This window comes from Actinokineospora globicatena (assembly GCF_024171945.1).
In the GTDB taxonomy this organism is placed as follows: domain Bacteria; phylum Actinomycetota; class Actinomycetes; order Mycobacteriales; family Pseudonocardiaceae; genus Actinokineospora; species Actinokineospora globicatena.
In genome coordinates, this window is sequence record NZ_JAMTCR010000006.1 from 205,693 (window position 1) to 229,997 (window position 24,305).

General features: G+C 71.1%; 19 protein-coding genes. 12 read left to right on the forward strand and 7 right to left on the reverse strand.

All coding sequences use genetic code 11. The features are described from left to right. Window positions 1-8: 8 nt before the first annotated feature. On the forward strand, window positions 9-554 hold the full coding sequence (locus LV79_RS28535) for a biotin transporter BioY (RefSeq protein WP_253841378.1): 546 nt from the start codon (window positions 9-11) through the stop codon (window positions 552-554). Continuing rightward, entirely contained in the window at window positions 551-1,228 is a 678-nt protein-coding gene (locus tag LV79_RS28540; protein ID WP_253841379.1) for an energy-coupling factor ABC transporter ATP-binding protein, read from the forward strand. Before LV79_RS28535 ends, LV79_RS28540 begins: the two co-directional genes overlap by 4 nt. Here LV79_RS28540 and LV79_RS28545 read toward each other — a convergent pair. Then, on the reverse strand, window positions 1,225-2,061 hold the full coding sequence (locus LV79_RS28545; RefSeq protein WP_253841380.1) for a DMT family protein: 837 nt from the start codon (window positions 2,059-2,061) through the stop codon (window positions 1,225-1,227). The two genes, LV79_RS28540 and LV79_RS28545, sit on opposite strands and share 4 nt — an antisense overlap. 197 nt (window positions 2,062-2,258) lie before the next feature. On the opposite strand from LV79_RS28545, the gene LV79_RS28550 reads away from it, so the two are divergent. Beyond that, window positions 2,259-2,858, forward strand: a complete 600-nt coding sequence (locus LV79_RS28550; protein WP_253841381.1) for a dihydrofolate reductase family protein — start codon at window positions 2,259-2,261, stop codon at window positions 2,856-2,858. Between the two features lie 5 nt (window positions 2,859-2,863). On the opposite strand, the gene LV79_RS28555 is transcribed toward LV79_RS28550, so the two are convergent. Beyond that, window positions 2,864-3,844: an SEFIR domain-containing protein gene (locus LV79_RS28555; protein ID WP_253841382.1), complete on the reverse strand. Its 981-nt coding sequence runs from the start codon at window positions 3,842-3,844 to the stop codon at window positions 2,864-2,866. Between the two features lie 229 nt (window positions 3,845-4,073). Between LV79_RS28555 and LV79_RS28560 the strand changes: the two genes are divergently transcribed. The 4 genes from LV79_RS28560 to LV79_RS28575 are packed head-to-tail and all read left to right on the forward strand — an operon-like array spanning window position 4,074 to window position 10,021. Further along, complete coding sequence (locus tag LV79_RS28560; protein ID WP_253841383.1) at window positions 4,074-4,652, forward strand: TIR domain-containing protein; 579 nt, start codon at window positions 4,074-4,076, stop codon at window positions 4,650-4,652. Beyond that, window positions 4,649-6,241, forward strand: a complete 1,593-nt coding sequence (locus LV79_RS28565; RefSeq protein WP_253841384.1) for a KGGVGR-motif variant AAA ATPase — start codon at window positions 4,649-4,651, stop codon at window positions 6,239-6,241. Before LV79_RS28560 ends, LV79_RS28565 begins: the two co-directional genes overlap by 4 nt. 16 nt (window positions 6,242-6,257) lie before the next feature. Next, entirely contained in the window at window positions 6,258-6,884 is a 627-nt protein-coding gene (locus tag LV79_RS28570) for a hypothetical protein (protein ID WP_253841385.1), read from the forward strand. Next, a complete protein-coding gene (locus LV79_RS28575) occupies window positions 6,881-10,021 on the forward strand; it encodes an ATP-binding protein (protein WP_253841386.1) in 3,141 nt (1,046 codons plus the stop codon). Before LV79_RS28570 ends, LV79_RS28575 begins: the two co-directional genes overlap by 4 nt. Here LV79_RS28575 and LV79_RS28580 read toward each other — a convergent pair. Continuing rightward, complete coding sequence (locus LV79_RS28580; protein WP_253841387.1) at window positions 9,980-10,804, reverse strand: GNAT family N-acetyltransferase; 825 nt, start codon at window positions 10,802-10,804, stop codon at window positions 9,980-9,982. The genes LV79_RS28575 and LV79_RS28580 overlap by 42 nt on opposite strands. Before the next feature lie 226 nt (window positions 10,805-11,030). Between LV79_RS28580 and LV79_RS28585 the strand changes: the two genes are divergently transcribed. Next, window positions 11,031-11,579 (forward strand): ATP-binding protein, encoded by a 549-nt coding sequence (locus tag LV79_RS28585; RefSeq protein WP_253841388.1) that lies wholly within the window; start codon window positions 11,031-11,033, stop codon window positions 11,577-11,579. A gap of 329 nt (window positions 11,580-11,908) precedes the next feature. On the opposite strand, the gene LV79_RS28590 is transcribed toward LV79_RS28585, so the two are convergent. Next, complete coding sequence (locus LV79_RS28590) at window positions 11,909-13,429, reverse strand: sensor histidine kinase (RefSeq protein WP_253841389.1); 1,521 nt, start codon at window positions 13,427-13,429, stop codon at window positions 11,909-11,911. A gap of 189 nt (window positions 13,430-13,618) precedes the next feature. Next, complete coding sequence (locus LV79_RS28595) at window positions 13,619-14,338, reverse strand: type VII secretion target (protein WP_253841390.1); 720 nt, start codon at window positions 14,336-14,338, stop codon at window positions 13,619-13,621. A gap of 143 nt (window positions 14,339-14,481) precedes the next feature. On the opposite strand from LV79_RS28595, the gene LV79_RS28600 reads away from it, so the two are divergent. Further along, a complete protein-coding gene (locus LV79_RS28600; protein ID WP_253841391.1) occupies window positions 14,482-15,012 on the forward strand; it encodes a TetR/AcrR family transcriptional regulator in 531 nt (176 codons plus the stop codon). Further along, window positions 15,012-16,166, forward strand: coding sequence for an FAD-dependent monooxygenase (locus tag LV79_RS28605; RefSeq protein ID WP_253841392.1), 1,155 nt, complete (start codon window positions 15,012-15,014; stop codon window positions 16,164-16,166). The genes LV79_RS28600 and LV79_RS28605 overlap by 1 nt, the downstream gene beginning before the upstream one ends. A 69-nt stretch (window positions 16,167-16,235) precedes the next feature. Here LV79_RS28605 and LV79_RS28610 read toward each other — a convergent pair whose 3' ends face one another. Then, a complete protein-coding gene (locus LV79_RS28610; protein ID WP_253841393.1) occupies window positions 16,236-18,455 on the reverse strand; it encodes a M6 family metallopeptidase in 2,220 nt (739 codons plus the stop codon). Window positions 18,456-18,633: 178 nt separating this feature from the next. Beyond that, window positions 18,634-19,527 (reverse strand): XRE family transcriptional regulator, encoded by an 894-nt coding sequence (locus tag LV79_RS28615; RefSeq protein WP_253841394.1) that lies wholly within the window; start codon window positions 19,525-19,527, stop codon window positions 18,634-18,636. Between the two features lie 241 nt (window positions 19,528-19,768). On the opposite strand from LV79_RS28615, the gene LV79_RS28620 reads away from it, so the two are divergent. Beyond that, on the forward strand, window positions 19,769-21,226 hold the full coding sequence (locus tag LV79_RS28620) for a S1 family serine peptidase (RefSeq protein WP_253841395.1): 1,458 nt from the start codon (window positions 19,769-19,771) through the stop codon (window positions 21,224-21,226). A 202-nt stretch (window positions 21,227-21,428) separates the two neighbouring features. Next, window positions 21,429-24,257, forward strand: coding sequence for an AAA family ATPase (locus LV79_RS28625; RefSeq protein ID WP_253841396.1), 2,829 nt, complete (start codon window positions 21,429-21,431; stop codon window positions 24,255-24,257). Window positions 24,258-24,305: the final 48 nt, after the last annotated feature.

Sequence of the window (24,305 nt, forward strand, 5' to 3'; positions counted from 1 at the left end):
GGAACCCCTTGCGCAGCAAGGACATCGCGCTGGTGGCGCTGTTCGCCGCGATCATGGTCGTGCTCGGCCTGGTGCCGCTGATCGAACTGCCGCTGGTGCCCGCGCCGTTCACCGCGCAGACCCTGGGCGTCATGCTGGCCGGGTCGATCCTCGGCGCGCGCCGGGGTGGGCTGGCCATCCTGCTGTTCGTGGTGCTGGTGGTCATCGGCCTGCCGGTGCTGCCGGGCGGCCGCGGCGGCATCGGGGTCATCCTGGGCCCGACCGGCGGGTTCGTCCTCGCCTACCCGGTCGGCGCGTTCGTCACCGGGCTGATCACCGAGTGGCTGTGGCGGCGGTACAACCTGGCGGCGGCGCTGCTGGCCAACGCGGTCGGCGGGGCGCTGGTGCTCTACGTGATCGGCGTCCCCTGGATGTCGGTCTCCGCAGGGCTACCGCTGGGCAAGGCCATCACCGGATCGGTGGTCTTCCTCCCGGGTGACCTGGCCAAGGTCATCATCGCCTCGCTCACGGCCGTCACGGTCCGCCGCGCCTACCCCTTGGTCAAGCCCGCGTGATCGAACTGGAGAACGTCCACCACGACTACGGCGACCACAAGGTCCTCGGCGGCATCAGCCTCACCCTCGCCGAACCACGTATCGCCATCGTTGGCGCTAACGGCTCCGGTAAGAGCACGCTCGCGCGGTTGCTCAATGGACTGTTGCTGCCGACCAGCGGCCGCGTGCGCGTCGACGGGCTGGACACGAAGAAGGACGGCAAGGCCATCCGCCGCAAGGTGGGGTTCGTGTTCCAGGACCCGGACATCCAGATCATCATGCCCACGGTCGCCGAGGACCTGGACTTCGGCCTCAAGCGCCACGGCCTGACCCGCGAGCGGCGCGCGGCCAAGGTGACCGCCGCGCTGCTCGAACACGGCCTCGACCAGCACCGCGACCACCCCGCGCACCTGCTCAGCGGCGGTCAGAAGCAGCTGCTGGCGATCGCCGCCGTGCTCATCACCGACCCGACCCACCTGGTGTTCGACGAGCCGACGACCCTGCTCGACCTGCCCAACCGGCACCGCGTCACCCGGCTCATCACCGGCCTGACCCAGCAGGTCGTCCTGGTCACCCACGACCTCGACCTGGCCGCCACCGCCGACCGCGTCATCGTGCTCGACCACGGCACCGTGTTCGCCGACGGCCCGCCCGCCCGCAGCATCGACGCCTACGTCGCGCTGCACACCGCCTAGACGGTCACCGGCTCGGCCTCGCGGGCGCGCGCCAGCTGCGTCACGCCCAGGGCCGCGACGATGCCGCACAGGACCGCGAGGGTCAGCTCGACGGGGGAGGCACCCAGCTCCTCGCCGAGGAACACGATGCCGATGAGGGTGGCGCTGACCGGGTTCACCAGGTTGGTGACCGCCAGCGGCGCGCCGAGACCGTCGCGGTAGGAGCGTTGGGTCAGCACCGTGGCGCTGATGGCGAACGCGGCGATGGCCAGGATGGTGAAGATCGTGACGGGCCACAACAGGAAGCCCGGTCCGCTCGCGCCGAAGTTGACGACCACCGTCTGGCACAGCGCCGAGCACACCGCGAAGGCCAGGCCACCGGCCGCCGCCTCCCACACCGTCGACGCGCCCGCACGACGACCGCGCAGCCCCAGCACCACGACCACGCCGCACGCGACGGCCAGCAGCACGGCCAACTGGCCCGCCGTCAGCGCCGCCGACCGGCCGGAACCCGCGATGATCATGGTGAGACCGGCGAGACCGACCACCGTGCAGGCCATCCCGCTCAGCTCGAGCCCGGTCACCCGCCGCTTCGCCGCCCCGGCCGCGAACGGCACCGCGATGACCAGGGTCAGCACGCCGAGCGGCTGGATCAACGACAGCGGGCCGAACCCGAGGGACACCACGTGCAGCGCCGCGCCCGCCACGTTGAGCGCCTGCGCGACCCACCACACAGGAACCTTCGTCAGCTCGCGCACCGACAGGTGGCCCAGCCGCGCCTGGATCAGCGCGGCGATCGCGTAGATGATCGACACCGCCACGCACAGCAGGACCGTGATCGCCAAGTCACTCACCGCGTGATTCCCCCTCGGTCTCCAACCGAGCGGGCCGAACCCGGCGTCGGCGCGCGCACCCCCAAGAATAGTCCGGGGTCACGGCGACCTGAGTAGTTTTGACCGAAGTCACACGGTGGTGACCGGGGTCACCGCGCTCGGCTGTCGAGCACCCCCGGGCGGCTCCGTCACCAGGTCAGACCACCGAGGAGGACACCATGAGCAAGGTCTTCTGCGATATCTCCACATCACTCGACGGGTACGTCACCGGCCTCAACCAGCGGCTGGACGCCCCGTTCGGGGACGGCCCGGCCAGGGCCGAGCTGCACCGCTGGGCGCTGGAGGCCGCCGAGGAGAACGCGGTCGAGCGCGAGCGGGTCATCGACGCGGGCGCGTTCATCATGGGCCGCAACATGTTCGACCCGCACCGCGGCGCCTGGGATCCGGAGTGGACCGGCTGGTGGGGCGCCGAGCCGCCGTACCACGGTCCGGTCTTCGTGCTCACCCACCACGAGCGCGACGACCTGGTGATGGACGGGGGCACCACGTTCCACTTCGTCACCGGCGGTATCACCGAGGCGCTCGACCGGGCGAAGGCCGCCGCGGGGGACCGCTGGGTGTCCATCGCGGGCGGCGCCTCCACCGCCAACCAGTACCTCGGCGCGGGCCTGGTCGACGAGCTCCGCCTGCACATCGCCCCGTACGTGCTCGGCGCGGGCGAACGCCTGTTCACCGGTGTCCGCCCGTTCGGCCTCACGCCGGTGGAGGTGCGCCACACCGCCGCGACCACCCACGTGCGCTACGTCATCGGCTCCTGATCGGGTCACCGCACGGTCGGGTTGCCCCACGCCAGCTCCGGGGGCTTGCGCGAGAGCCCGGTCCCACCGCCGCCGAACGGGGTGGCGGTGGGGGCGGGCCGGTACATCTCCAGGCGCAGCCTGCGGGTGTCGACCAGGTCGAGCCGGATCGTCACCGGCCTGCCCCACGCGACGGTCTCGATCATCCGGGGCTTGCCGTCGAGGGAGACCTCGATGCGGCCGGTCTGGAACCGCTCGACGGCGTCGTCCACGATCCCCGCGGTGGCGGTCAACTCGCGGTAGGTACCCACGCCGAGGTCGACCTCGATGTAGCTGCGGACCACCGGGGTGCTCACGGGCCGCAGCAGCAGGCTGTTCTCGTAGGGAACGCCCTCGATGCTCGCGGTGCCGATGTTGAAGTCGTCGCTGCTGTCGAGCCAGCGGCTGGCGTCGCTGAGCAGCAACCTGGGCTGCTCGCGCGCCTTGCTCTCCAGCCCGCCCCGCCACGGCGCCCGCTGCGGGGTCGGGTGGTCGGCGGTGCCGGTGATGGCCGATGCCAGGTAGGCGACGCCGCTCTCCGTGATCTCGTCGATTACATAGTGGGTCGTGGAGTACGGGGTCAGGAATGCCGGAATCTCGTCCACGGACCTGCCCGGTAGCACTACTGGCAGCACTCGCGCGTTGCCCGCCCTCAGGTCCTTCGTGAGGTGGTCACGGATGATGGCCGCCTCGAACTGGGCGCCGCGCCCCTCATGCGGCGCGGCGCGGCCCTCGGCCCTGCGCTGGTACTCGGGCGAGGCGATCACCAGGATGAAGTCCGCGTCCCGCAGGTGCTCCATCGCCCACAGCGACCAGTCCTGCCGTGCCCCGTCTGCCCACTGGTCCAAGTGGACGTCCAACCCGATCCTGGACCGCAGGTACGTCGCGAACTCCCGCACCGAGCGCTTGTGCCGCTCGGTGTCGTGTGAATAGGTCACGAACACGCGCGGCGGCGAACTCTCCGACATCGACACTCCTTTGTGACTTTCCCCCGGGCCATTACGACTATCGGCGCGAGACGCATTGTCCGTGACCACGCGGCACCGGTCGACAGTTGTCACCCACTTGTCGTCCGGTTGTCGCGAACCCGGCCGGTGTCCATGTTCTGTCGTCTTTTTGTCAGGTTTTCGCCCCTGTCTCCACCGCGCCGAACGCCTTTACGATCAACCGGCCCGATCGCCTTCCCGAAGGAGCGATGTGTACGAGTACGACGTGTACATCAGCTACGACCGGGAGAGTGAGACAGTCAGCCCCTGGGTGCGCCACCACTTCTACCCGCGGCTCAAGGAACTCCTCAACGACAACCTGCCCAAGAAGGTTCAGGTCTTCTTCGACCAAGAGGTCGGCATCGGGGCGAAGTGGCCGGACGCGTTGTACGAAGCGTTGCGGTGCACCAGGGTCCTGGTCGCGGTGCTCTCCCCGATGTACTTCGAGAGCGAGTGGTGCGTCGCGGAGTGGGACTCCATGGTCCAGCGTGAAGAGGACATGGGTATGCACACCTACGGTCTGATCTACCCGGTGACCTACAGCGACTCGCGGCACTTCCCGGACTGGGCGACCCGACGGCGCCCGCTGGACCTGCGCCCGTGGAACCAACCGCCGATCAACTACCAGGACACCCACGCCTACTTCGATTTCCGCAAGGCGGTTGAGAGGCTCGCGGAGAGCATGGTGGACGCGGTGCTCAAACCACCTGACTGGCAGCCGGACTGGCCCATCCTGCAACCGGTTCCCAGTGCTGTCGCAGGCATGCGGTTGCCGAGGTTGCAGCCATGACCGAGAAGATCGGGAAGGTTTTCACCTTCTACTCCTTCAAGGGAGGCGTGGGCCGCAGCTTCGCGATGTCCAACATCGCTGTCCTGCTGGCCCGGTGGGGGTTTCGCGTGCTAGCCGTCGACTGGGATCTGGAGGCACCCGGTCTGCGGCACTACTTCGACTCGAAGATCCATCATCCGCTGGAGTCTGGAGTCGTCGACCTGGTGGACGACTTCCGCGCTGGATTGCTCGTGGACCGGGCCATCCGGCTGGATGACGGGCTGGACTTCATACCAGCGGGCCGTGACGGTGATGAGTACTACAGCCAGGTCCAAGCCATCGACTGGGCGCGCCTGTACGACGACGGCTTTGGCGAGTACCTCGAGCAATGCCGTCGGCAGTGGACCTCGCAGTACCACTTCGTCCTGCTCGACAGTCGTACCGGCATATCCGATGTCGGCGGCATCTGCACCGCGCACCTTCCGGACCGGTTGGTCCTCCTCTACACCGCCAACGTGCAGAGCATCCGAGGCGCGGTCAACGTCGCCAAGCTGGCCAACGCCGCGCGGGACCGCCTGCCGCTTGACAGGCCAAGGCTCTCGGTCGTCCCCGTGCTGTCCAGGTTCGACACCCGGGACGAGTACGCGCAGGCCGAGCAGTGGCGGGAAACCTGCCTGCGCGAGACCAGGGAGCTGTTCGACAACTGGGTCGACGCCCGGGTGTCCGCCGATGTCATGTCCCGGCACCTGACCATCCCGTACGTCTCCTACTGGGCGCTCGGCGAACAGTTGGCCGTGAACCGGGAGGAAACCCCGACTCCGGACCAGATCAGCTACGCACTGGAGACCATCGCCGCGGTCCTCGCGCACGACCTCGACCGCACGGTGCTGCTCGCGGACAACCGGGACGCCTTCGTCACCGCGATCCGCACCCGCAACCGCGCCTTCGCCCATGCGGTCCGCGTCAGTTCTCCTCGGCAGAGCAAGGATCTCGCCGACGAGTTGGTCGACGCGCTGCGGGCAACGGGGCTATCGGCTGAACGCGCGCTCTCCGGCGACCGCGAGATGCTGGCCAATGCCGCGGACGCCGCTGAACACCTGTGCCTGCTCATCGACGGCGAACCCACGCGGTGGCAGGAAGCGGAGGCCGAGCTGTTCCTGTACCGCACCGCAGGCCAGGACCGGCGGGTGTTCGTCGTGCTCACCGCGAGCACGGACCTAGCGCAGCTCCCCGGGTTCCTGGCCAACCTGCGCTATCAGCGGCTCGGCTCCGCCCATCGCGCCGAGCACGTCGCCAAGGACGTCGTCGACCAGCTGAACAAGGTGTTCCGGGAAGTGGCAGGTGAGGTCGACCTGATCGGCCTGCTCCGCCGGGCAGGTCGGGCCACCATGCGACCGGCGTTGTGGGGTGTGGCCGCGGAACTCGTGCGGGACATCAGCACCGCCGTCAAGGCCGGGGACGACGTGCGAGCCCGTGAACTCGGTGCCGACCTCGCCGTGCTGACCAGGCCCAGGACCCATGGGTACCGCGTTCCCGCGCCCGCCGACACTCGCGACGCGATCGAGTTCGCCGTGCGCGTCTTGCAGACCCGATCCACGAGCACCACCTAGGACGAGAGGACTTCCCATGGCAGATCGTTTGGGGCACAACCAGACCGCGGTGATGTTCACGATGTTGGTGCTGGGGAAGGCGGTCACCAACACCGACCTGAAGGCCTACGGCCTGACCCTCGACGGCGCCGACCGCCGCGCGCTCAACGACCGGGAGCTGGTCGAGACCGACACCCAGCGCAGGCCCTACGTGCACTCGCTCACCAAGGCGGGCCTGGACTGGTGCCGCGAGGAGTTCGCCGCCGGTGAGCCGCCCCGGCCCGCGCCGCGCAGCACGTTCGCCCCGGCCCTGTACGTCATCCTCTCCGGACTCGACCAGTACCTCCGGCGGCAGCGGCTGTCGATCACCGACGTGTTCGGCGTCGAGGTGGACATCACCCCGGAGGAGATCGAGCGCCGCGTCCGCTCGGCCTACGCCAAGCTGGTCGACGCGGGGGACTGGGCCGGGTTGGCCGAGCTGCGGCCGATGCTGGGCGGGGTCGACCGGGCCGCGGTGGACGAGGTGCTCAAGGACCTGAGCAGGCGCCGCGTGATCGACCTGGCCCCGGAGTCCAACCGCAAGGCGCTCACCGCCGCCGACCACGAGGCCGCCGTCAAGGTCGGCGGCGAGGACAACCACCTGATCTCCATCGGGGCGTCATGAACGATCAGGAGGCCGCCCTCGCCACGCTGCGCTTCGACTGGGCGGACACCCCGGACCACGTGTGGGTCGACTCACCGTTCCACGTGGACGGACTGCACCCGGATGTCCAGGTGGCGACCGACACCTGTGCCCGCGACGCGGTGGCCAGCGCGGGACCCAGCCCGGTCGGGCTGGTGCTGCAGGGCATCAAGGGGGTCGGCAAGACCCACCTGCTCGGCATGGCCCGCCGCCAGTTCCACGCCGTGGGCGGGTACTTCTTCCTCAACAACATCTCCACCGGCGACGCCTTCTGGGCGACCGCCGTCCAGGCGCTGCGGCACGGCCTGGAGCGCGTGGACGACTCGGGCGAGACCCAGCTGCGGAGCTTCCTGCGCCGCGTCTGCGCGCACGGCATCATCCCTGACGACACGGCGGCGGTGGTCCTCGCCGGGCGCGGGCTGACCAAGGCGCACTTGGACGCGTTCATCGCGGGGTTGCGTTCGCTCGACCGCGTGGTGGGCAAGGAGTGCGCCGACACCGCGCGGATACTGGTCCTCTACGCCACGGAGTCCGATGCCACCAATGACATCGCCGAGGACTACCTGGAGCTGATCGACCACCGGGACCGGCAGCGGTGGGGCGTGCGGCGGTTGCCCAAGTCGCCGATGGACCTGGTCCGCGACATCACCTGGCTGCTCGCGCTGACCGGGCCGGTGGTCATGTGCGTCGACCAGCTCGACAGCCTCGTCGCCAGGTCGGAGCACAGCACCTACGCCTCGGGCCACGCCGAGGGCCAGCTCGCCGAGGTCGCCGACGGGTTGATGCGGCTGCGGGAGATCACCCGCCGGACGGTGACCGTGTTGGCCTGCCTGCCCAACACGTGGGCGCAGGTCAAGAAGCGGGCGGCGGACACCGTGCCGGACCGCTTCCGGGAACTCCGCACCCTGGGGCGGATCCCGGACGGTGCCACCGGCCACGCGTTGGTGGAGAAGCGACTTGGTGCCGCCTACGCGGCGATGGGTTTCACCCCGCCGTACCCGACCTGGCCGGTGGCGCCGTCGGCGTTCGACCAGGGCTGGGACGACATGACGCCGCGCGAGCTGCTCAAGCGCATCGGCGCGCACATCGACGGCTGCTTGCGCACCGGGCAGATCCGCGAGATGACCTCGTTCAGGAACTACGAGCTCGCCGAGCAGCAGGCCGCGCCCCCCGTGACCCCGGTCGAACGCGTCGAGCGTGTCGAACAGGGTGCGGAACTGGACCAGCTGTTCGAGAAGGCCAGGGCGGAGGCCGACCTGGACGCGTTGTTCGGGCAGGACACCGGGGACAAGCTCATGCCGGACGTGCTCTCCGCCGCGCTGCGGTCGTGGATGGTCGAGGTGGGCAACGACAATCTGGCCTGGGAGTCACCCGGGTTCGCCAAGGAGCTGCACGCCTGGATCAAGTGCACGGTGGACGAAGAGGCCGACCTCGTGGTCCAGTGGGCGTTCCGGGCCATCCCGCACGCGCACTACCTCGCCGCGTTGAGCCGGTTCCGCAAGGCGCGCAAGGCCGTCGTCGGGCTCAGCGACAGCGCCGACCAGAAGCTCATCATCATCCGCAACCGGAAGTGGTCCGCCGGTGTGAAGACCCAGGCCGAGCTTGAGGCGTTCAAGGCGGCTGGCGGGGTGTGGATGGAATTGTCCAATGAGGACGCTCGAACCTACTGGGCGTTGGACAGGCTCATGGCGGACAAGGTCCCGGGGCTGCACCAGTGGTTGGTCGAGCGCCGACCGGCCACCGGGTCGGCGTTCCTGAGCGCGGTGCTGGCCGAGTCGGGGCACCGCAGTGGTGATACGCACCCGCCGCCCGCGGAGCTCGACGGTGTCGGCTTGGGGGTGACCAGTGGCGCGGGGGAGCCGCTGCGGATCGAGTTGGCGGCGTTGCGCAAGCACGCTGTCGTGTTCGCGGGATCGGGATCCGGCAAGACGGTCCTCTTGCGACGGATCATCGAAGAGTGCGCCTTGCAAGGGGTGTCGGCGATCGTGCTGGACCCCAACAACGACCTCGCGCGGCTCGGGGACGCGTGGCCGCAGGCGCCCGAGGCGTGGGGTGAGCACGACGCGGCGCTGGCCGAGCGCTACCTCGCGGGCACCGACGTCGTGGTGTGGACGCCGGGGCGGTCCAACGGCAGGCCGTTGGCGTTCCAGCCGCTGCCGGACTTCGCGGGTGTGCTCGACGACGAGGACGAGTTCACCGCGGCGGTCGAGGTGGCGGTGGCCAGCCTGGCCCCGCAACTGCGGCTGACCGGCACCACGGTCCGGGTCAACAAGGGGCTGGCCGTGCTGCGCCAGGCCGTCATCCACCACGCGCGGTCCGGGTCGCGGAGCCTGCCCGGGTTGATCGCCGTGCTCGGTGACCTGCCGGAGGGGGTCAGCACCCTCAACAGCGGCCGCAAGATCGCGGGCGAGCTGGCCGAGGCGCTCAAGGCGGCGATGGTCAACGACCCGCTGTTCGCCGGGCGCGGCACGGCGGTCGACCCGGGGGACCTGCTCACCCCCCGCCCCGGCAAGCGCGCCAGGGTGTCGGTGATCAGCTTCATCGGGCTGCCCGCCGACGCCCAGCGGCAGAACTTCGTCAACCAACTGCAGATGGAGCTGTTCGCCTGGGCCAAGCGCAACCCGGCCGGTGACCGCCCACTCGGGGCGCTGTTCGTGATGGACGAGGCGCAAACCCTTGCGGCGTCGGGGACGGTGACCGCCAGCACGCGCAGCACCATCGTGCTGGCCTCGCAGGCCCGCAAGTACGGGCTGGGACTGCTCTTCGCCACGCAGGCGCCCAAGGGCCTGCACAACCAGATCGTCGGGAACGCGACCACGCAGTTCTTCGGCAGGCTCAACAGCCCGGCGCAGATCGCGGCGGCCAACGAGATGGCCAGGGCGAAGGGCAGCCAGGTCGCCGACATCTCGCGGCTGGAACGGGCCCAGTTCTACGTCTCCAGCGAGGCGTTCGGGTTCCGCCAGGTCACCACGCCGCTGTGCCTGTCGCACCACCCGGCGAGCCCGCTGCGCCCCGAGGAGGTCATCGAGCGGGCGGCCAGGTCGGCGGAGGAGGACGCCATCGCGTGGCCGCCCGACTCAGCCGAGTTCGAGGGTGGTGATCCCGAAGAGGCCGTTTAGGTCGATGTCGGGGGCGGGTCCGGTGTACATGCGGGCGGCTTCGAAGGTCGGGGTGAACCCGGCTTCTTCCACCAACCGCACCGCGGCCGGGTTCGCGTCCGGGACGTCCACCACCACGGGGTTCCCGGCTGAGAGCGCGCCGAGCAGGGCTGTGGCTGTCCGGGGTGAGTCGGCGTACAGGGGGCCGATTCGCCCCGGACCGCGTGCGTCTCGGCGGACGCCGAACCCGGTGATGATGTTGTCCTGCAAGGCAACCAGTGCGGTTCGGTCGGGCAGCCCGATCCAGGTGGACAGGAACGTGTCCCTCGGCTCGGGGAAGAACCTACGGTCGTAGGCGGCGATCTGTTCAAAGGGGATGGTTCGGGCGTCGACCAATCGCGTGTCGTCCACAGGGGACAGTGAGCCTTCGTAGCGGACGTTGTTCCAGGCGCGGACAAACCCGGACCTGCGGTAGTTGTCCTGCTGGTCGACCACCCCGTCCAGGCCGACCAGTCTGTCGGACAGCCGCCGCATGCCCGCGTGCCACAGCTGGATCCCGTAGCCCTGGCCGCGAACCTCGGGACGCGCGATGTAGAAGCCGATGAACCCGAACCCCGCCCCGTAGCGGATAGCCGACACGCAGGCGACCGGGGTCGAGTCGAGCCTGCCGACCAGGCACCCGCCCGGGTCGACGGGCCCGAACGCGAGCGCGTCGGACCGGCCGGGGTTCCAGCCCTCCTCGTGCGCCCACTCGCCGATCAACCCGACCTCGCCGACACTCGCGGCCCCGATGTCGAACCCCACCCTCGAACCTCCCGCCAGCCCCTCGGCGGCCACCCTGGCACACCCACTCGCCGATGATCCATCCAGATGACCCGACTCCACCCGGCGGTGTCGCGTTTCTGCGTTCCGTGACCGCAGCGGGCACGTTGGGTAGTCGGTGGGGTTGCAGTCGCGTGTGGACGGTCGTGCTTCACCGGCGCCCCCGTGCTGGGCTAGGGTGTTCGGACGGTGAGGAGGGAGTCCGCGTGTGAGCGAGACCGCGCGTGACCAGGCCACGACCGCGGCCGGTGAGGTCACTGGGTCGCTCCAGGGCGAGCCCAGCGTGACCTCGGGTGACACCCCGTCGGACGCGGTGCACGCCTCGGCCCCGGGTGCCGTGGTGCTGGAGCCGCCTGGCGCGACCGGGCCGGTCCTGCGCATCGAGGTCACCGCCCGCCCCGAGGACGTCCAGGTCGTGCGCGCCGCCCTGCGCTCCTGGCTGACCGCCCGCGGCGTCCCCCGCCCCCTGCTCGGCGAGATCGTCCTGGCCGTCGACGAGGCCGTCACCAACTCCGTCGAACACGCCTACCGCGGCCGCCCACCCGGCCCGGTGACCCTGACCGCCACCCCCGAGGCCGCCACCACCCGCATCACCATCACCGACCACGGCACCTGGCGCGAACCCACCACCCCCACCGACCCCCGCCTCCCCATCCGCGGCCGAGGCCTCACCATCCTCCGCGCCATCGCCACCCGGGTCACCATCACCCCAGCGGACCCCGGCACCACCACCACCGCCCACTTCCCGACCACCTGACCCGCCCCTGCACCGCTCTCGCCGAGCAGATCGCCGTCTTGTCGTGCGGGACCCGTGACCAGGGCTATCCAGGTGGAATGGCGCTGCGGGTTCCGCGATCACCCCGCGTGGGCGCCTGTTCACCGAGCGAGAACCCGCCGCCGTGCGGCCCCGTCAACGCCCTCCGACGCCCGCCAGTTCCATGATCAACTCGCGTGGTGGGGCCCGCCCTCCCGGGGTCTGAGGTCCCACGTTCGACGCTACCGAAATCGGCGGGTTGTCAAGAGAGGCGGCGTGGGCCTGTGGATGGCCTGCGGGGTTGGGGATAACCCCGCGAAGCGGGGCGGGGGTCAGGTGTCGGTGGGGGTGTCGAGGGCGGGGAGGGTGAAGCGGACGCGGGTGCCCGCGGAGTGGGTGGTGTCGATCCAGATGGTGCCGCCGTGGAATTCGATGATCTTGCGGCACATGGCGAGGCCGATGCCGGTGCCGGGGTAGCTGTCCTTGGCGTGCAGGCGCTGGAAGATGACGAAGACGCGGTCGGCGAACTGGGGTTCGATGCCGATGCCGTTGTCGGTGACCGAGAAGGTCCAGTTCGGGCCGTCGCGGTCGGCGGTGATGGTGACGGTCGGGGGTTCGGTGCCGCGGAACTTGATGCCGTTGCCGATGAGGTTCTGGAAGACCGAGGTCAGCAGCGGGGCCTCGCCGTGCACCGCGGGCAGGGGGTCGATGGTGACGGTGGCGTCCGCGGCGGTGATGGCCTCGGTGAGGTTGCGGGTGGCCTGCTCGGCCAGGGCGGTGGCGTCGTGGTCGGCGTGCTTGCCGGTGTGCCGCCCCACCCGGCTGAACGCGAGCAGGTCGTTGATCAGCACCTGCATCCGCAGCGCGCCGTCGACCGCGAAGCCGATGTACTGGCCCGCCTTCTCGTCGAGCTGGCCCTTGTACCTGCGCTCCAGCAGCTGGCAGAAGCTGGCGACCTTGCGCAGCGGTTCCTGCAGGTCGTGCGAGGCGACGTAGGCGAACTGCTCCAGCTCCGCGTTCGACCTGGCCAGGTCCCGCCCGGCCGCCTGCGCGCGCTCCAGCTCGGCGACGACCCGGTCGCGCATGGACTCGACGTCGTGGCCGAGGGAGACGACCTCGCGCGGTCCGCTGACCACCACCGGGTGGTCGAAGTCCCCGGCGGCGACCTGCCGGACGTGGTTGGCCAGCCTGCTCAGCGGCCGCACCACCGAGGTCGTCATCAGCCCGACCCCGATCAGCACGACCAGCAGCAGCGCGCCCAGGGTGATCACGCAGGTGGTGGCCAGCCGGGAGGCCGCGGTGTTGAGCGCGGCCCGGCCCGCGGTGCGCTCGTCCTCCAGCTTGGACTGCAGCGTGCTCAGCGCCGAGCGGACCGCGTCGAACTCGGCCTTGCCCGCCTCCACCGCCAGCGGTGGCGCGCCAGCGCGGGTCGCGGCGATCACCGGCTCGGCGTAGACGGTGCGCCAGGCGTCGATGGCCCGGTCCAGCTGCTCGAGGTCCGCGCCCACCCACGGCAGCTCGGCGCTCGAGGCGGCCACGGTGCCGCGGGCCTTGGCCGCGTCCGCCACCCCCGTCTGGTACGGGGTGAGGAACTCCGCACGGCCGCTGAGGGTGTAGCCGCGCACCCCGGTCTCCTGGTTGACCAGCGCGGTGCCCAGCTGCTGCACGCTGACCACGGCCGGGCCGATGGTGTCCAGCAGCCGGGTCCGCGCCCTGGTCAGGTCTGCGATCGCCCACCCGACGCTGATCATGGACCCGAGCAGCAGGAGCACCAGCAGCAGCGACGCGCCCAGCCACCACCGGCGCAACGACCAGCGCGACGCGGACGGACGGGGGACCTGGCCTTGGCTCATCGCGGCGCGCTTTCGCTCCGGTGGGCCGGGCGGACCCCGACGGCGGCCACCTGCCGTCGACACCCCCGCCGTTCCCACGAGGTGGTGGCGGCTGTTCGCTCAACCGTCCGTGTTGGGCGCAGATCCTAACGGGCGGCCGACAGCACAGGACCCCGGCCATCGAGACGGCCGGGGTCCTGGGTGCGGGTCCTAGAGGCCCAGCTGCTGGCGCACCTGCGCGCGCTGCGCGGGCGGCATCTCGGCCAGCCAGTCGTCGCGGCTGCCGACCAGCAGGTCGTACCGGTTGTCGGCGCTCAGCAGCGCGCCGACCCAGTTGCCGCGCTCGGAGTTCCAGAACTTGGTCTCGGTGACCGCCAGCTCCTTGAGGTTCGCGTTCGTCGGCGGCTTGGCCAGCACGTGCGCGACGTCCTTCTGGTAGTGGTCGCCGATGCTGGCCGAGGCGATCTCGCCCACCCACCACTTCAGCGACTTGACCGGCGGCAACGCGACCGTGGCGACGCTGACCGGGTGCTGCGCGGAGATCCGCTCCAGCACCTCGATGGCCTTGCGCCGCTGCCGGTGCGAGTAGGGCTGCTCCTGGACCGGGACCACGGTCGCCGCCGGGCCGGTGCCGTCCCCGCCGCCGAACACCCGCGCGTGCGCGTCGTCGATCTCCTGGTAGTCGGCGACCACCGCGCGCAGCCCGTCCTGCACGTCCGCGTACGCCTTCGCCGTCTTGGTGATCGCCTGGCGCACGTCGTCGCTGGCCAGCGCGATCGCGCTGGCGAAGAACGCCCCGATCGCCCCGTAGGCGTCCCCGCCCACGGTGGCCTGCGCGATCCTCAGAGCCGCGTTCACCTCGCTCGAGATCGTCGCCACCGTGTCGGCGTGCGCGCGCACCTCGCCCAGGTTGATGTCGAACCCGCTCATCCCCGCCCCTGTCGTCGCCGTCCCGCCGATTGTTGCCCACCGCGCCTCGCTGGTTCGTCGAACCCGGAAATCGTGTGCGGAAGCGATCGAGTGCTACTGTCAGGGCAGTCATACAGGGCGATCGCCCTAGTTGGAGGTTCGGGATGACGGCGGCGCGGGGGCACGAGGTCAGGCGGCGGCTGTTGGCGGCGGCGGTCGAGTTGGTGCCCGAGCGGGGGTGGACGGCGGTCAGCACGCGGGTGCTGGCGGACCGCGCCGGGGTCACGCCGAGCGTCGTGCACTACCACTTCAGCTCCATGCAGGCGTTGCTCGCCGAGGCCGTCCTGGGCGCGATGCGTGCTGTCGCGTCCGTTGTGGACGACGTGCTGGCCGCCGCTGAGTCACCTGGGGACGCCGTCGACTCGATGATCGCGGGCTTTTCCGGCACCGACTCGACCTCGGTCCTGTTCGTCGAGGCATACCTGGCCGCGATGCGCGACGAAGGGCTCCGGAAGGACATCAGCGCGATCGTCGACGGGGTCCGGCAGCGGTTCGGTGACTGGCTGGCGGAGCGAGGGGTAGCGGCGCCACACGACACAGCCGCCGCGGTACTGGCCGCACTCGACGGCGTGGTCCTGCACCGCGGACTCGGCGCGGGTCCTTCCGCCACCGCGTTGCGCCGGATGGTGTCGTGATGCGAGTCGTGATCTGCGGCGCGGGCATCGCCGGTCTCGCGCTCGCCAACCGGTTGGCCGCGAACGGAATCACGGTCGTGCTGCTGGAGCGCGCGCCTGGTCCCCGGCCGCAGGGCTACCTGATCGACTTCTTCGGCCCCGGCTACGACGCCATCGCGCAGATGGGCCTCTTGCCCGCCGTTGAACGGGTCGGCTACCGCATCGACGAAGCGTCCCTTGTGGACGAGACAGGCAAGCGGCGCGCCAGGATCAGCTACTCGCGCTTCGCCGAGGCGGTCGACGGCAAGCTGATCAGCGTCCTGCGGCCAGACCTCGAACGCGTGCTCCGCGAGAGCCTGCCCACCTCGGTGGACCTGAGGTTCGCGACGACGGTCACCACCATCGCCAACGAGAGCAACGGAGTCCGGGTCACCCTCGACGACGGCACCGAGTTGGCAGCGGACCTCTTGGTCGGCGCGGACGGCGTCCACTCGGCGGTGCGCGGGCACACCTTCGGCGCCGACGACCGGTTCGTGCGCCACCTCGGCCTGCACACCGCCGCGTTCCAGTACCCCGACCCGCGACCAGGCGCGGACAACCACATCACCCTCACGGACACGGTTGACCGCCAGATCGGGCACTACGCGCTGCGCGACGGCCGCGTGGCGGTCTTCGCCGTTCACCGCGCACCGGACCCCGGCCTTCCCGCCGACCCGCGCGCCAAGATCCTCGGCACCTATGGATCCCTTGCGCCAGAAGTGATCCGCCACTGCCCCGACGACTTCTACTACGACCAAGTCGCCCAGGTCATCATGCCCGCGTGGAGCCGGGGCCGGGTCGTGCTGATCGGCGACGCGGCGCACGCGGTGTCCCTGCTGGCCGGGCAGGGCGCCTCACTGGGCATCGGCGGGGCCTTCGTGCTCGCCGACCGCTTGAGCCGACTGCCGATCGATGCCGCGCTCACCGACTACGAACGCCTGTGGCGGCCGGTGGTGCTGGGCCGCCAACGCGCGGGCCGGGCAGGCGCGCGGTGGTTCCTGCCGAGGTCCCGCTGGGAACTGGTCGTCCGCAGGCAGGCGTTGCGCCTCGCGGACCTCCCCGTGCTCAGCCGGGTCGCGGCCGCCCGGATCACCGGCAAGCCCACCACGCTCATCGCGGACCTGGCTGGCGCGTAAGGGGAAATGCGGCCGGGCCGGCCGAGCGCGGGGGTGTGCGCTCGACCGGCCCGGGGGGACAACGGTGGGTCAGCTCGTGGTGACCGACACCGTGTCGACGAGGAAGTCCGTCTGCAGGTTGCTGTCCTCGGTGCTGTAGAACCGCAACGTGATCGTCTTCCCCTTGTAGGCGGAGAGGTCGACCGTCTGCAACGCGTAGCCGCTGTTGGCGTTGGCGTTGCTGTAGGTCTTGAGGTTGGTCGTGGTGGAGCCGCTGATGGCCTGCACCCGCAGGACGTCGTAGGCGGTGGTGCCCGACTCCGCCGTGGCGATCCGCAGGTAGAACTTCAGCGTCGCGGAGGTCGCCGTGGCCGGGATGGTGATGTTCTGGCTGGCGGTGTCGGTGTTGACCTGGCCGTTGCCGCCGAACCACGCGTAGTAGCTACCCGCCTGGGCCGCGTAGTAGGTCCAGTTGCCGACCGAGCCGCCGGTGACGGTCCAGCCGGTGGTGCCGCTCTCGAAGCCGCCGTTGGTGACGAGGTTGGTGCCCGGGTTCGGGTTGGTCGTCGTCGTGGGCGGGGTCGTCGTGGTCGGCGGGGTCGTGGTGGTGGGCGGCGTGGTCGTGGTCGGCGGCCGGGTGGTCGTCGTGCCACTGCTGCGGTAGTCGATGGTGTGGGTGTAGATCCGGTTCATCGTCGCGGTGGAGATGTCCAGGTTCTTCGTCGGCCGGTCGGTGACCACGTACTCCCGGAAGCTGCTGGAGGTGTTGCCCACCATCAGCCCGAAGGTCCCACCGGGGCCGCTGTCCACATTGCGCCACAGGTCGATCAGCGCGCCCGCGACGCGCAGCTCCACGGTGTCGCCGTCGTTGGGGTTGGTGCGACCCGCGGCCTGGCCCGAGTTGAACCAGTTGGTCTGCATGAGGTCGATCCAGCTGCCGTCGGCCCAGTAGTAGCGGCCGTCACCCATCACGTAGCCCGCGACGGCGTTGGCGAAGCCCTCGGTCCACGCGCAGTTGGTGCCGGTGCGCAGGTGCAGGTAGTGCGGCGACGGGCAGTCGCTGGTGGCCCACCAGCCGCCGTAGAGCATGTCCATCAGCGCGTGGCCGGACTCGTGCAGCACGGTGTGCGCGGAGTCGGGGTCGGCGTCCATGAGCGCGATGTAGCGGTTGGCGACGGCGACCTGGTTCTGGAAGTACGTGCCGTCGGTGCTGCCCGGCTGCCAGTGGATGGTGATCTTGCGGCAGTTGCTGGTCTCGCGGGTGGTCCAGCAGGCGCTGGTGCCGTGGATCGCCCACAGGTCGTTGACCTTGTCGAAGGCGTGCCAGGCGCGCATGTACGTCGAGGTCGGCGTGGTGGTGCCGAACGCGGCGTCGGAGCCGCTGGCGACCGAGCTCTTGGCCGCGGTGGTCACCGAGTAGGTGGAGGTGCCCGCGTTGTTGGTCACCCGCCACAGGTTCGAGTCCGCCCCGAACTCCACCCACACCTGGTACATGGTGGTGACCGGCGCGGTGAAGCAGAGCGAGTAGGTGCCGGTGCCGCTGGTGAACCCGGAGGCGTAGTACGCGCTCGCGGCCGAGGAGGTGGTCTTGCCCGCCACCTGGACCTTGACCGTGCGACCGGCCTTCCAGTTCCCGGACGGGTCGCTGTACTGGAACGCGCCGGTGGCGCAGATCTGCCCGGGCGGGGCCAGGGCGGCCAGGCCCGCGCTCGGCGCGACCCGGGTGATGCCGGTCGTCGTGGTGGCGGCGATGCCCGCCTTCGACGCGCCCTTGGCGTCGGCGACGGTCAGCGTGGTGGAGCCGTGCGCGGCGCGGTCCGCCGCCGGGCTGTCCACACTGGTCACGTCGGCCTGGATGTTGACCGGGCCCGCGGCGAGCGCGGTGACGCCGAAGGTGACCGTGCGGCCCTGCGGCGAGAGCGCGAACTGCTGGTCGGCCACCTGGTCGAGGCCGACCGCGCGCGGCTGGGACAGCCCGCTGGCGCGGGCGTCGAGCCGCAGGGTGTCGGGCAGCTTGACCGCGAGCTTGGCCTTGGCCACGTCCACCTGGGACCCGACCTTGACCGTCACCGTCGCCGACTCGCCGACCGCGGGCAGTCGGTCGACCGACACCTCGGCGGAGACGCAGCTGGCGGGCTTCTCGGAGTGCTCGCCCGCGGTGGACAGCGAACAGGCGGGGCCGGTGGCGGCGGCGGTGGCCGAGTCGGCGGCACCGGCGGAACCGGATACAGCGAATACGGTTCCCGCGACGACGGCGGCGGAAACGGCGACGGAAACAGACAGGGGGATTGTCCCGAGTTTGCGGTGCATACGGGGTGCCTTTCGGACGACTGGAACTGTCGTCACTTCGCAGGGTGACGCCCGATAGGATGACCGCAGTTACGGTAAGGAAGCAATCACGATGATGTAAAACGTGGGATGATCCGGAAATCTGTGAAAACGCCCGGGTGACGACCGGGGTCCAACAGTTAAACTGTGAAGAACCCGTTCACCAGGTCCAGCGGGTGCCGACGATGCCGGGGGAGAGGTTGAACCCCACCTGGCAGCTGGCCCCGGACGGCCCGACGGTCAGCGGCTCGGCGATTTGCTCCGGCCCGTGCAGCGAGGTCCGGCGGAAGCCGTGGCAGCGCGACGGCAGGGTCCCCTCGAACTGCACCTGCTGGCTGTACTCGGCCACCGAGGTGAGGAACTGCCGGTAGTAGAACTCCACGCGGGGGCCGGGTTCCGAGGCCATCTCGTACTCCACGACGGCGTGGTCGCCCGCGCGCAGCGGCTTGTCGAGCAGCAGTTCGGCGACCATCAGCCCGGTCGCTGCGTCCATCCGCGTCTCGCCCCGGCGGCAGAACCGGACGGCGGTCAGCGCGGGGGGCAGGTCGGGGGAGTCCGCCTGGTACTTCACCAGGCACCGCGTCACCCGTCCGCGCTCACCCCTGAGCACCAAGCGTGACCGGACGCCGCGTTCCTCGCCGTCCGCGCCGACGGTGAACACGTCGTGCGCGGAGACCATCGTGTGCTCGCCCTCGTCGGGGTTCTCGAACTCGGCCATCAGCGGCAACTCGGTCTCCCGGCGCAGCCACCTGCCCCGCGGCCGGGGCGGGCCGAGCAGCGTGAGCAGCGAGGTCGCGGGCAGCCCGAGCAGCGCCTCCAGCGCCCGCACGGCGCGCAGCGACTCCTCGCGCTCCGGGCGCCTGCGGTCGCGCCGCCAGTAGCTCAGCGTGGCGACGCTGACGTCGATGCCCTTCTCCGCGAGGTGGTAGCGGACGCGGTCGAGCGTCAGCCCGCGCGCGGTGATGGCCGCGTCGAGCGCTTGCCCGAACGTGCCGGATCGCGACACCCGGCTCAGGTCCCGACCGAACTCCGGTGACCGGATCGATCGCACCACGACTGCCTCCTCGTCCGGCGACCGGCGGGCGACGAGCAGGGGGCGTCGCGGTGCCAGTCGCGCGGGCTACCACTATCTGTCGCCGCGCCCGCCGTGTCCAGCACCGGATACCCACGATTACCACGGTTGTTCGGCCGGTGACCGGACCCGATAGTCCTCTTGGCCGCCGCGGACGTCCCCGCCGGTGGTCCGGTCACCGGGGCCCCGACCGTTCGATTCCCTGCGACAGAAGGACATCGAAGTGAGAGAGCGCAAGTTGTTGCTCGCCGCCGTGCTGGCACTCGCCGCGGTCGCCGTCCCGGTGACCGGCGCGGCGGTCGCCGCCCCCGGCCCGGCCACCGCGGCCACCCCGACCGACCAGCTCGTCGTGGACGGTGGCAGCGCCCAGGTCGTCAACGGCCAGCGGACCACCGTGCGGGAGCACCCGTTCGTCATCGCGGGCATGCGCGCCGGGGGCGGTGGGCCGCAGGGCCAGTCCTGCACCGCCTCCGTCGTGGGCAAGCGCAAGATCATCACCGCCGCGCACTGCATGATCGACGCCGCCGGGGCCAAGCACTACCTCTACGGCGACGACGACCTGAACACCGCCGGTGACGAGAGCTTCCGCACCAAGCTCGCCTCGTACAAGACGCACCCCAAGTACACCGGCAGCGGCGGGTGGCAGACCGGCTACGACGTCGCCGTCGTGACCACCGAGGACGACCTCCCGGTGCCGGAGAGCCAGTGGGTCAAGGTGGCCGGGTCCGGTGACACCGCGCTGACCCAGCCCGGCAAGAGCGGCACCGCCGTCGGCTACGGCAGGACCTCGGCCAACGGCGGCTCCGGCGTGCTCTACAAGACGACGCTGCCGGTCAACGACGCCACCAACTGCCAGGTGTTCAACATCAGGGTCAACCCGGACCTGATGCTGTGCATCGGTTACGACGACGGCCGGACCGGCACCTGCACCGGCGACAGCGGCGGTCCGTTCACCGTGGACGGCGTCATCGTCGGGGTCGTGTCCTGGGGGTCGAGCGGGTGCGACCGGTACAGCGTCATGGCGCGGCTGACCAACGAGATGGGCGACTGGGCCAGGTCCGAGATCGGCGGCGGAACGCCCCCCGGTGACGGCAAGTTCACCGTCGCGGTCAACCCGACCTCGGGCAAGGCCGACCCCGGCAAGTACATCTCGGCGACCGTCGCGACCACGGCCGGTGACCAGCCGGAGCGGGTGGAGTTGTCGGCCGGCGGCCAGCCTTCCGGTGTCTCGGTGAGGTTCCAGCCTGCGGCGATCAACTCCGGCGAGTCGGCCAAGGTCACCTTCGACGTCGCGGCGTCGACCGCGAAGGGCAGCTACCCGATCACGGTGAGTGCCAAGGGAACCTCCGGCACCAAGACCGCGACCTACACGCTGACCGTGGGTGACGGCGGCTCCACCGACGGTCCCAAGCCGACCGCGTCGCCGTCGTCGGCGACGGTGGGCCGGGGCACCAGCGCCAGGGCCACCATCACCGTGGCGGGCGGCACCGGCGCCAGCAGGCTCAGCGCGACCGGCCTGTCCTTCGCCCCGATGTTCTTCCCCACCAGCGTGTCCCCGGGTGGCAGCAGCCAGATGTCGCTGTTCGCCCCGTTCCAACCCGGCACCTACAAGGTCGTCATCACCGCGACCGACACCGCGGGCAGGACCGGCTCGACCGAGTTCGTGCTCACGGTGACCTGAGCCCCGGCAGGGTAACGGGAGGAAAAGGCGGTGCGGCCGGGCGACCCCTGGCCGCACCGCCCATTCCGCATCCGGTTCCGTGGTGGAAAACAACCGTGGAAACAGTAGGTACCAGTGGAATGGGTACGTACCGGGGAAATGGGATTCGATGGCGCCTGGGAATGGGTACCGGAGCCCATTCGGGCTCGGTAAGCTCCGGCGCATGGGCTACCTGGCCGACCGGGGACCGGATTGTGGCTCGGCGGGCGCGCGGGTCTGGGTGCGCCCGGGCGGCACGGCGCTTGTGGCCCGTGACCGCGAACTCGCCGAGGTCACCGAGGCGGCGAAGTGGCCGCCGTCGCTGGTGCTGGTCGAGGGCACCGCCGGGGTCGGCAAGAGCAGGCTGGTCGCCGAACTCGCGCGCCGCCAGGGCGTCGAGCACTGGGTCGGCGCCCGCCGCTGCGACCCGTCGCGCCACCCCGCGCCGTTCGGCGTGCTGGTCGACCTGCTCAGCACCTACCCCCGAACCCTCGGCGCGCTCGGCCCGTCGGCGGGTGCCGTGCGGCCGCACGTGCCGGAATTGGCAGACCGGTTGCCACCGCCCGTACCCGAGCAGGCGCGCCGCGTGGTCGTCGCCGGGTTCCGCGAGGTGATCGGCGCGCTCGGCCGGGTCACGCTGGTGGTCGAGGACGCGCAGTGGGTCGACAAGTGGAGCAGGCGGGTGCTGCGCGCGGTCGTCGACCACCCGCCTGCCGGGCTGACCCTGGTGCTCACCTACCGGCCGGAGCAGGTCGGCCCCGGCGGTCCACTCGGGACGCGACCGGGGCGGATGACCAGGACCAGGGTCGTGGTCGAGCCGCTGGAGCGCGATGGGGTCGGTCGGGTCGCGGCGGAGGTCGTCGGGCCGGTGTCGGACGCGGTGGCGGCTGCGCTGTGGCGGCGGACCGCCGGGTTGCCGTTCGCGGTCGCCGAACTCGTCGGAGCGGTGCGCGACCCGAGGGCGTTGACCCGGGCTGACGACGCCGCCGCGGAACGCGTGCTCGGCGGGCTGCCGGTGCCGTGGTCGGTGCGCGACGAGATGGCCGACCAGGTGCGCGGGCTCTGGGGCGCGGCGGCGGCGTTGATGCGGGCGGCGGCGGTCGTGGCTCCCGCGTCCGCTGCGGTGCTGTCCGCGGTGGCCGGAGTGGACAGTGCGGAGGTCGAGCGGCTCGTCCGGCGCGCGGTGCTGGTCGAGACCGACGCCGGGATCGGGTTCCGGTACCCGTTGGCGCGACAGGCTGTGTACGAGTCGTTACCGGCGAGTGAGCGGCGGCGGCTGCACGAGCGCGCGCTGGCGGTGCTCGGCGAACACCTGCCCGCTGACCAAGTGGCCACGCATGCGCGCGGAGCGGGTGCGCTGCGTGAGTGGGCGCGCCACGGTGTGCGCGCGGCGGAGGAGGCGATGCTGGCCGGGCGCGATGACGTCGCCGTCGGCTGGCTGACCGAGTTGGTCACCGAACCCGCGCTGCCCGCCGCCGACCTGGCGCGCCTGGTGACCATCCTGTGCGGGCACGGGCTGAGCGGGGCCCGGCACCGCGAGCTGATCCCCGTGCTGGAGCGGCTGATCACCGACCAGCGGCTCTCCGACGGCGCCCGCGCCGAGGTCGCGATCGGTCTCGGCCTGCTGCTGATGCGGGCACCGGGTGACCTGCCCCGGGCCGACTTCAAGATCAGGAGCGCCGTGCGCACGCCGGGGGTCGCCGAGGCGTGGAGCCTGCGCGGGGTCGCCATCTTCGGCATGCCCTACCTCGGCAACCGGTCGGTCCAGGAGTGCCGCCGCTGGCAGGGGCTGGTGTTCTCCCGCATCGGGGCCATGGCGCCCGGCCCGGCGCGCACCGCGCTGCTGGCCAGCATGCTCCAGTCCCGGCTGACCCTCGGCGACGCGGACATCGCCGACCTGGAGGACCTGCTCCCCACCCGGGTCGACCCCGACGACCACGAACACCTGCGCCAGCTGGGGCGCGCGCGGTGCAACCTCGCCGACGTGTGCGCCTGGCTCGGCCACTACGACCACGCCAGGGCGCTGCTGGCCAACGGCCTGCGCGGGGTCGAGTCCGCGCCGTACGTGCGCAGCACCGGGCTGGGCACCGAGGTCCGGCTCGACTGGCTGGCGGGCCGGTGGTCCGGTCTCGCCGACCGCGCCGAGGCGATCATCACGGCCAACCCGGGCGCGCTGCCCGTCACGGGGGAGATGCGCCTGGTCCAGGGGTGGCTCGCCATCGCCAAGGGCGACGTCGTCCGGGCGGCGGCGTGCCTGCGCGAGACGGGGGTGGCCGACCCCGAGTCCGCCGTCGCGCCGGTGGTGCTCGCCGCCATGGCCGCGCTGTCCACTGTGGCCATGGACCGCGGTGACGTCCGCGCCGCCTGCACCCAGGTCGACGCCGGTGTCGCGCTCCTGCGCCACCAGCGCGTGTGGGCCTGGTCCGGTGACCTGGTCCCCGCCGCCGTGATCGCCTACACCGCGGCGGACCGGGTCGACGACGCCCGGAGGCTGTTGGACCAGACCGCCGCCGGGATCGCGCCGCTGGACGGCCCGTACCTGCGCGCCGCACTCGCTGCCGGGTACGCGCACCTCGCGGCCGCCACGGCGTCGCCGGAAGCTGTTGCGCCCCTTTACACCTCCGTCGCCGCCCAACACCGCGCCCTGGGACTCCCCTACGCCGCGGCGACCCTCACCGAACGCGCCGCCCTCCTCGGGGCGCCGCACTCCTTCTCGGACCTCGCCCTGGAGTACGAGGACCTCGGCGCCGTCATCGCCGCCGCCCGCTGCCGCCACCACGCCCGACGCGCGGGAACCCCCGTCCCCTCAACCCGAGGCCGCCGCGGCTACGGGCGCGCCCTGTCCCCCCGCGAAACCGAGATCGCCCGCCTCCTCGCCGACGGCCGAACCAACCGCGAGATCGCCGACACCCTCTTCCTCTCCCGCCGCACAGTCGAGGACCACGTCGCCAACATCCTCCGCAAACACGGCGCCCTCACCCGCTCCGCCTACGTCACCCGACACGGCACCTGACCGCGTTCCCAGTCAGCGGGCGCGGGTTCCGGTCCGGTCGGCCTCCCG

Excerpts from the sequence above, each read along its gene's own strand:
- LV79_RS28550 (WP_253841381.1), top strand. The coding sequence starts at position 2,259 with ATGAGCAAGGTCTTCTGCGATATCTCCACATCACTCGACGGGTACGTC.
- LV79_RS28555 (WP_253841382.1), bottom strand. The coding sequence starts at position 3,844 with ATGTCGGAGAGTTCGCCGCCGCGCGTGTTCGTGACCTATTCACACGAC.
- LV79_RS28565 (WP_253841384.1), top strand. The coding sequence starts at position 4,649 with ATGACCGAGAAGATCGGGAAGGTTTTCACCTTCTACTCCTTCAAGGGA.
- LV79_RS28570 (WP_253841385.1), top strand. The coding sequence starts at position 6,258 with ATGGCAGATCGTTTGGGGCACAACCAGACCGCGGTGATGTTCACGATG.
- LV79_RS28575 (WP_253841386.1), top strand. The coding sequence starts at position 6,881 with ATGAACGATCAGGAGGCCGCCCTCGCCACGCTGCGCTTCGACTGGGCG.
- LV79_RS28590 (WP_253841389.1), bottom strand. The coding sequence starts at position 13,429 with ATGAGCCAAGGCCAGGTCCCCCGTCCGTCCGCGTCGCGCTGGTCGTTG.
- LV79_RS28595 (WP_253841390.1), bottom strand. The coding sequence starts at position 14,338 with ATGAGCGGGTTCGACATCAACCTGGGCGAGGTGCGCGCGCACGCCGAC.
- LV79_RS28600 (WP_253841391.1), top strand. The coding sequence starts at position 14,482 with ATGACGGCGGCGCGGGGGCACGAGGTCAGGCGGCGGCTGTTGGCGGCG.
- LV79_RS28605 (WP_253841392.1), top strand. The coding sequence starts at position 15,012 with ATGCGAGTCGTGATCTGCGGCGCGGGCATCGCCGGTCTCGCGCTCGCC.
- LV79_RS28610 (WP_253841393.1), bottom strand. The coding sequence starts at position 18,455 with ATGCACCGCAAACTCGGGACAATCCCCCTGTCTGTTTCCGTCGCCGTT.
- LV79_RS28625 (WP_253841396.1), top strand. The coding sequence starts at position 21,429 with ATGGGCTACCTGGCCGACCGGGGACCGGATTGTGGCTCGGCGGGCGCG.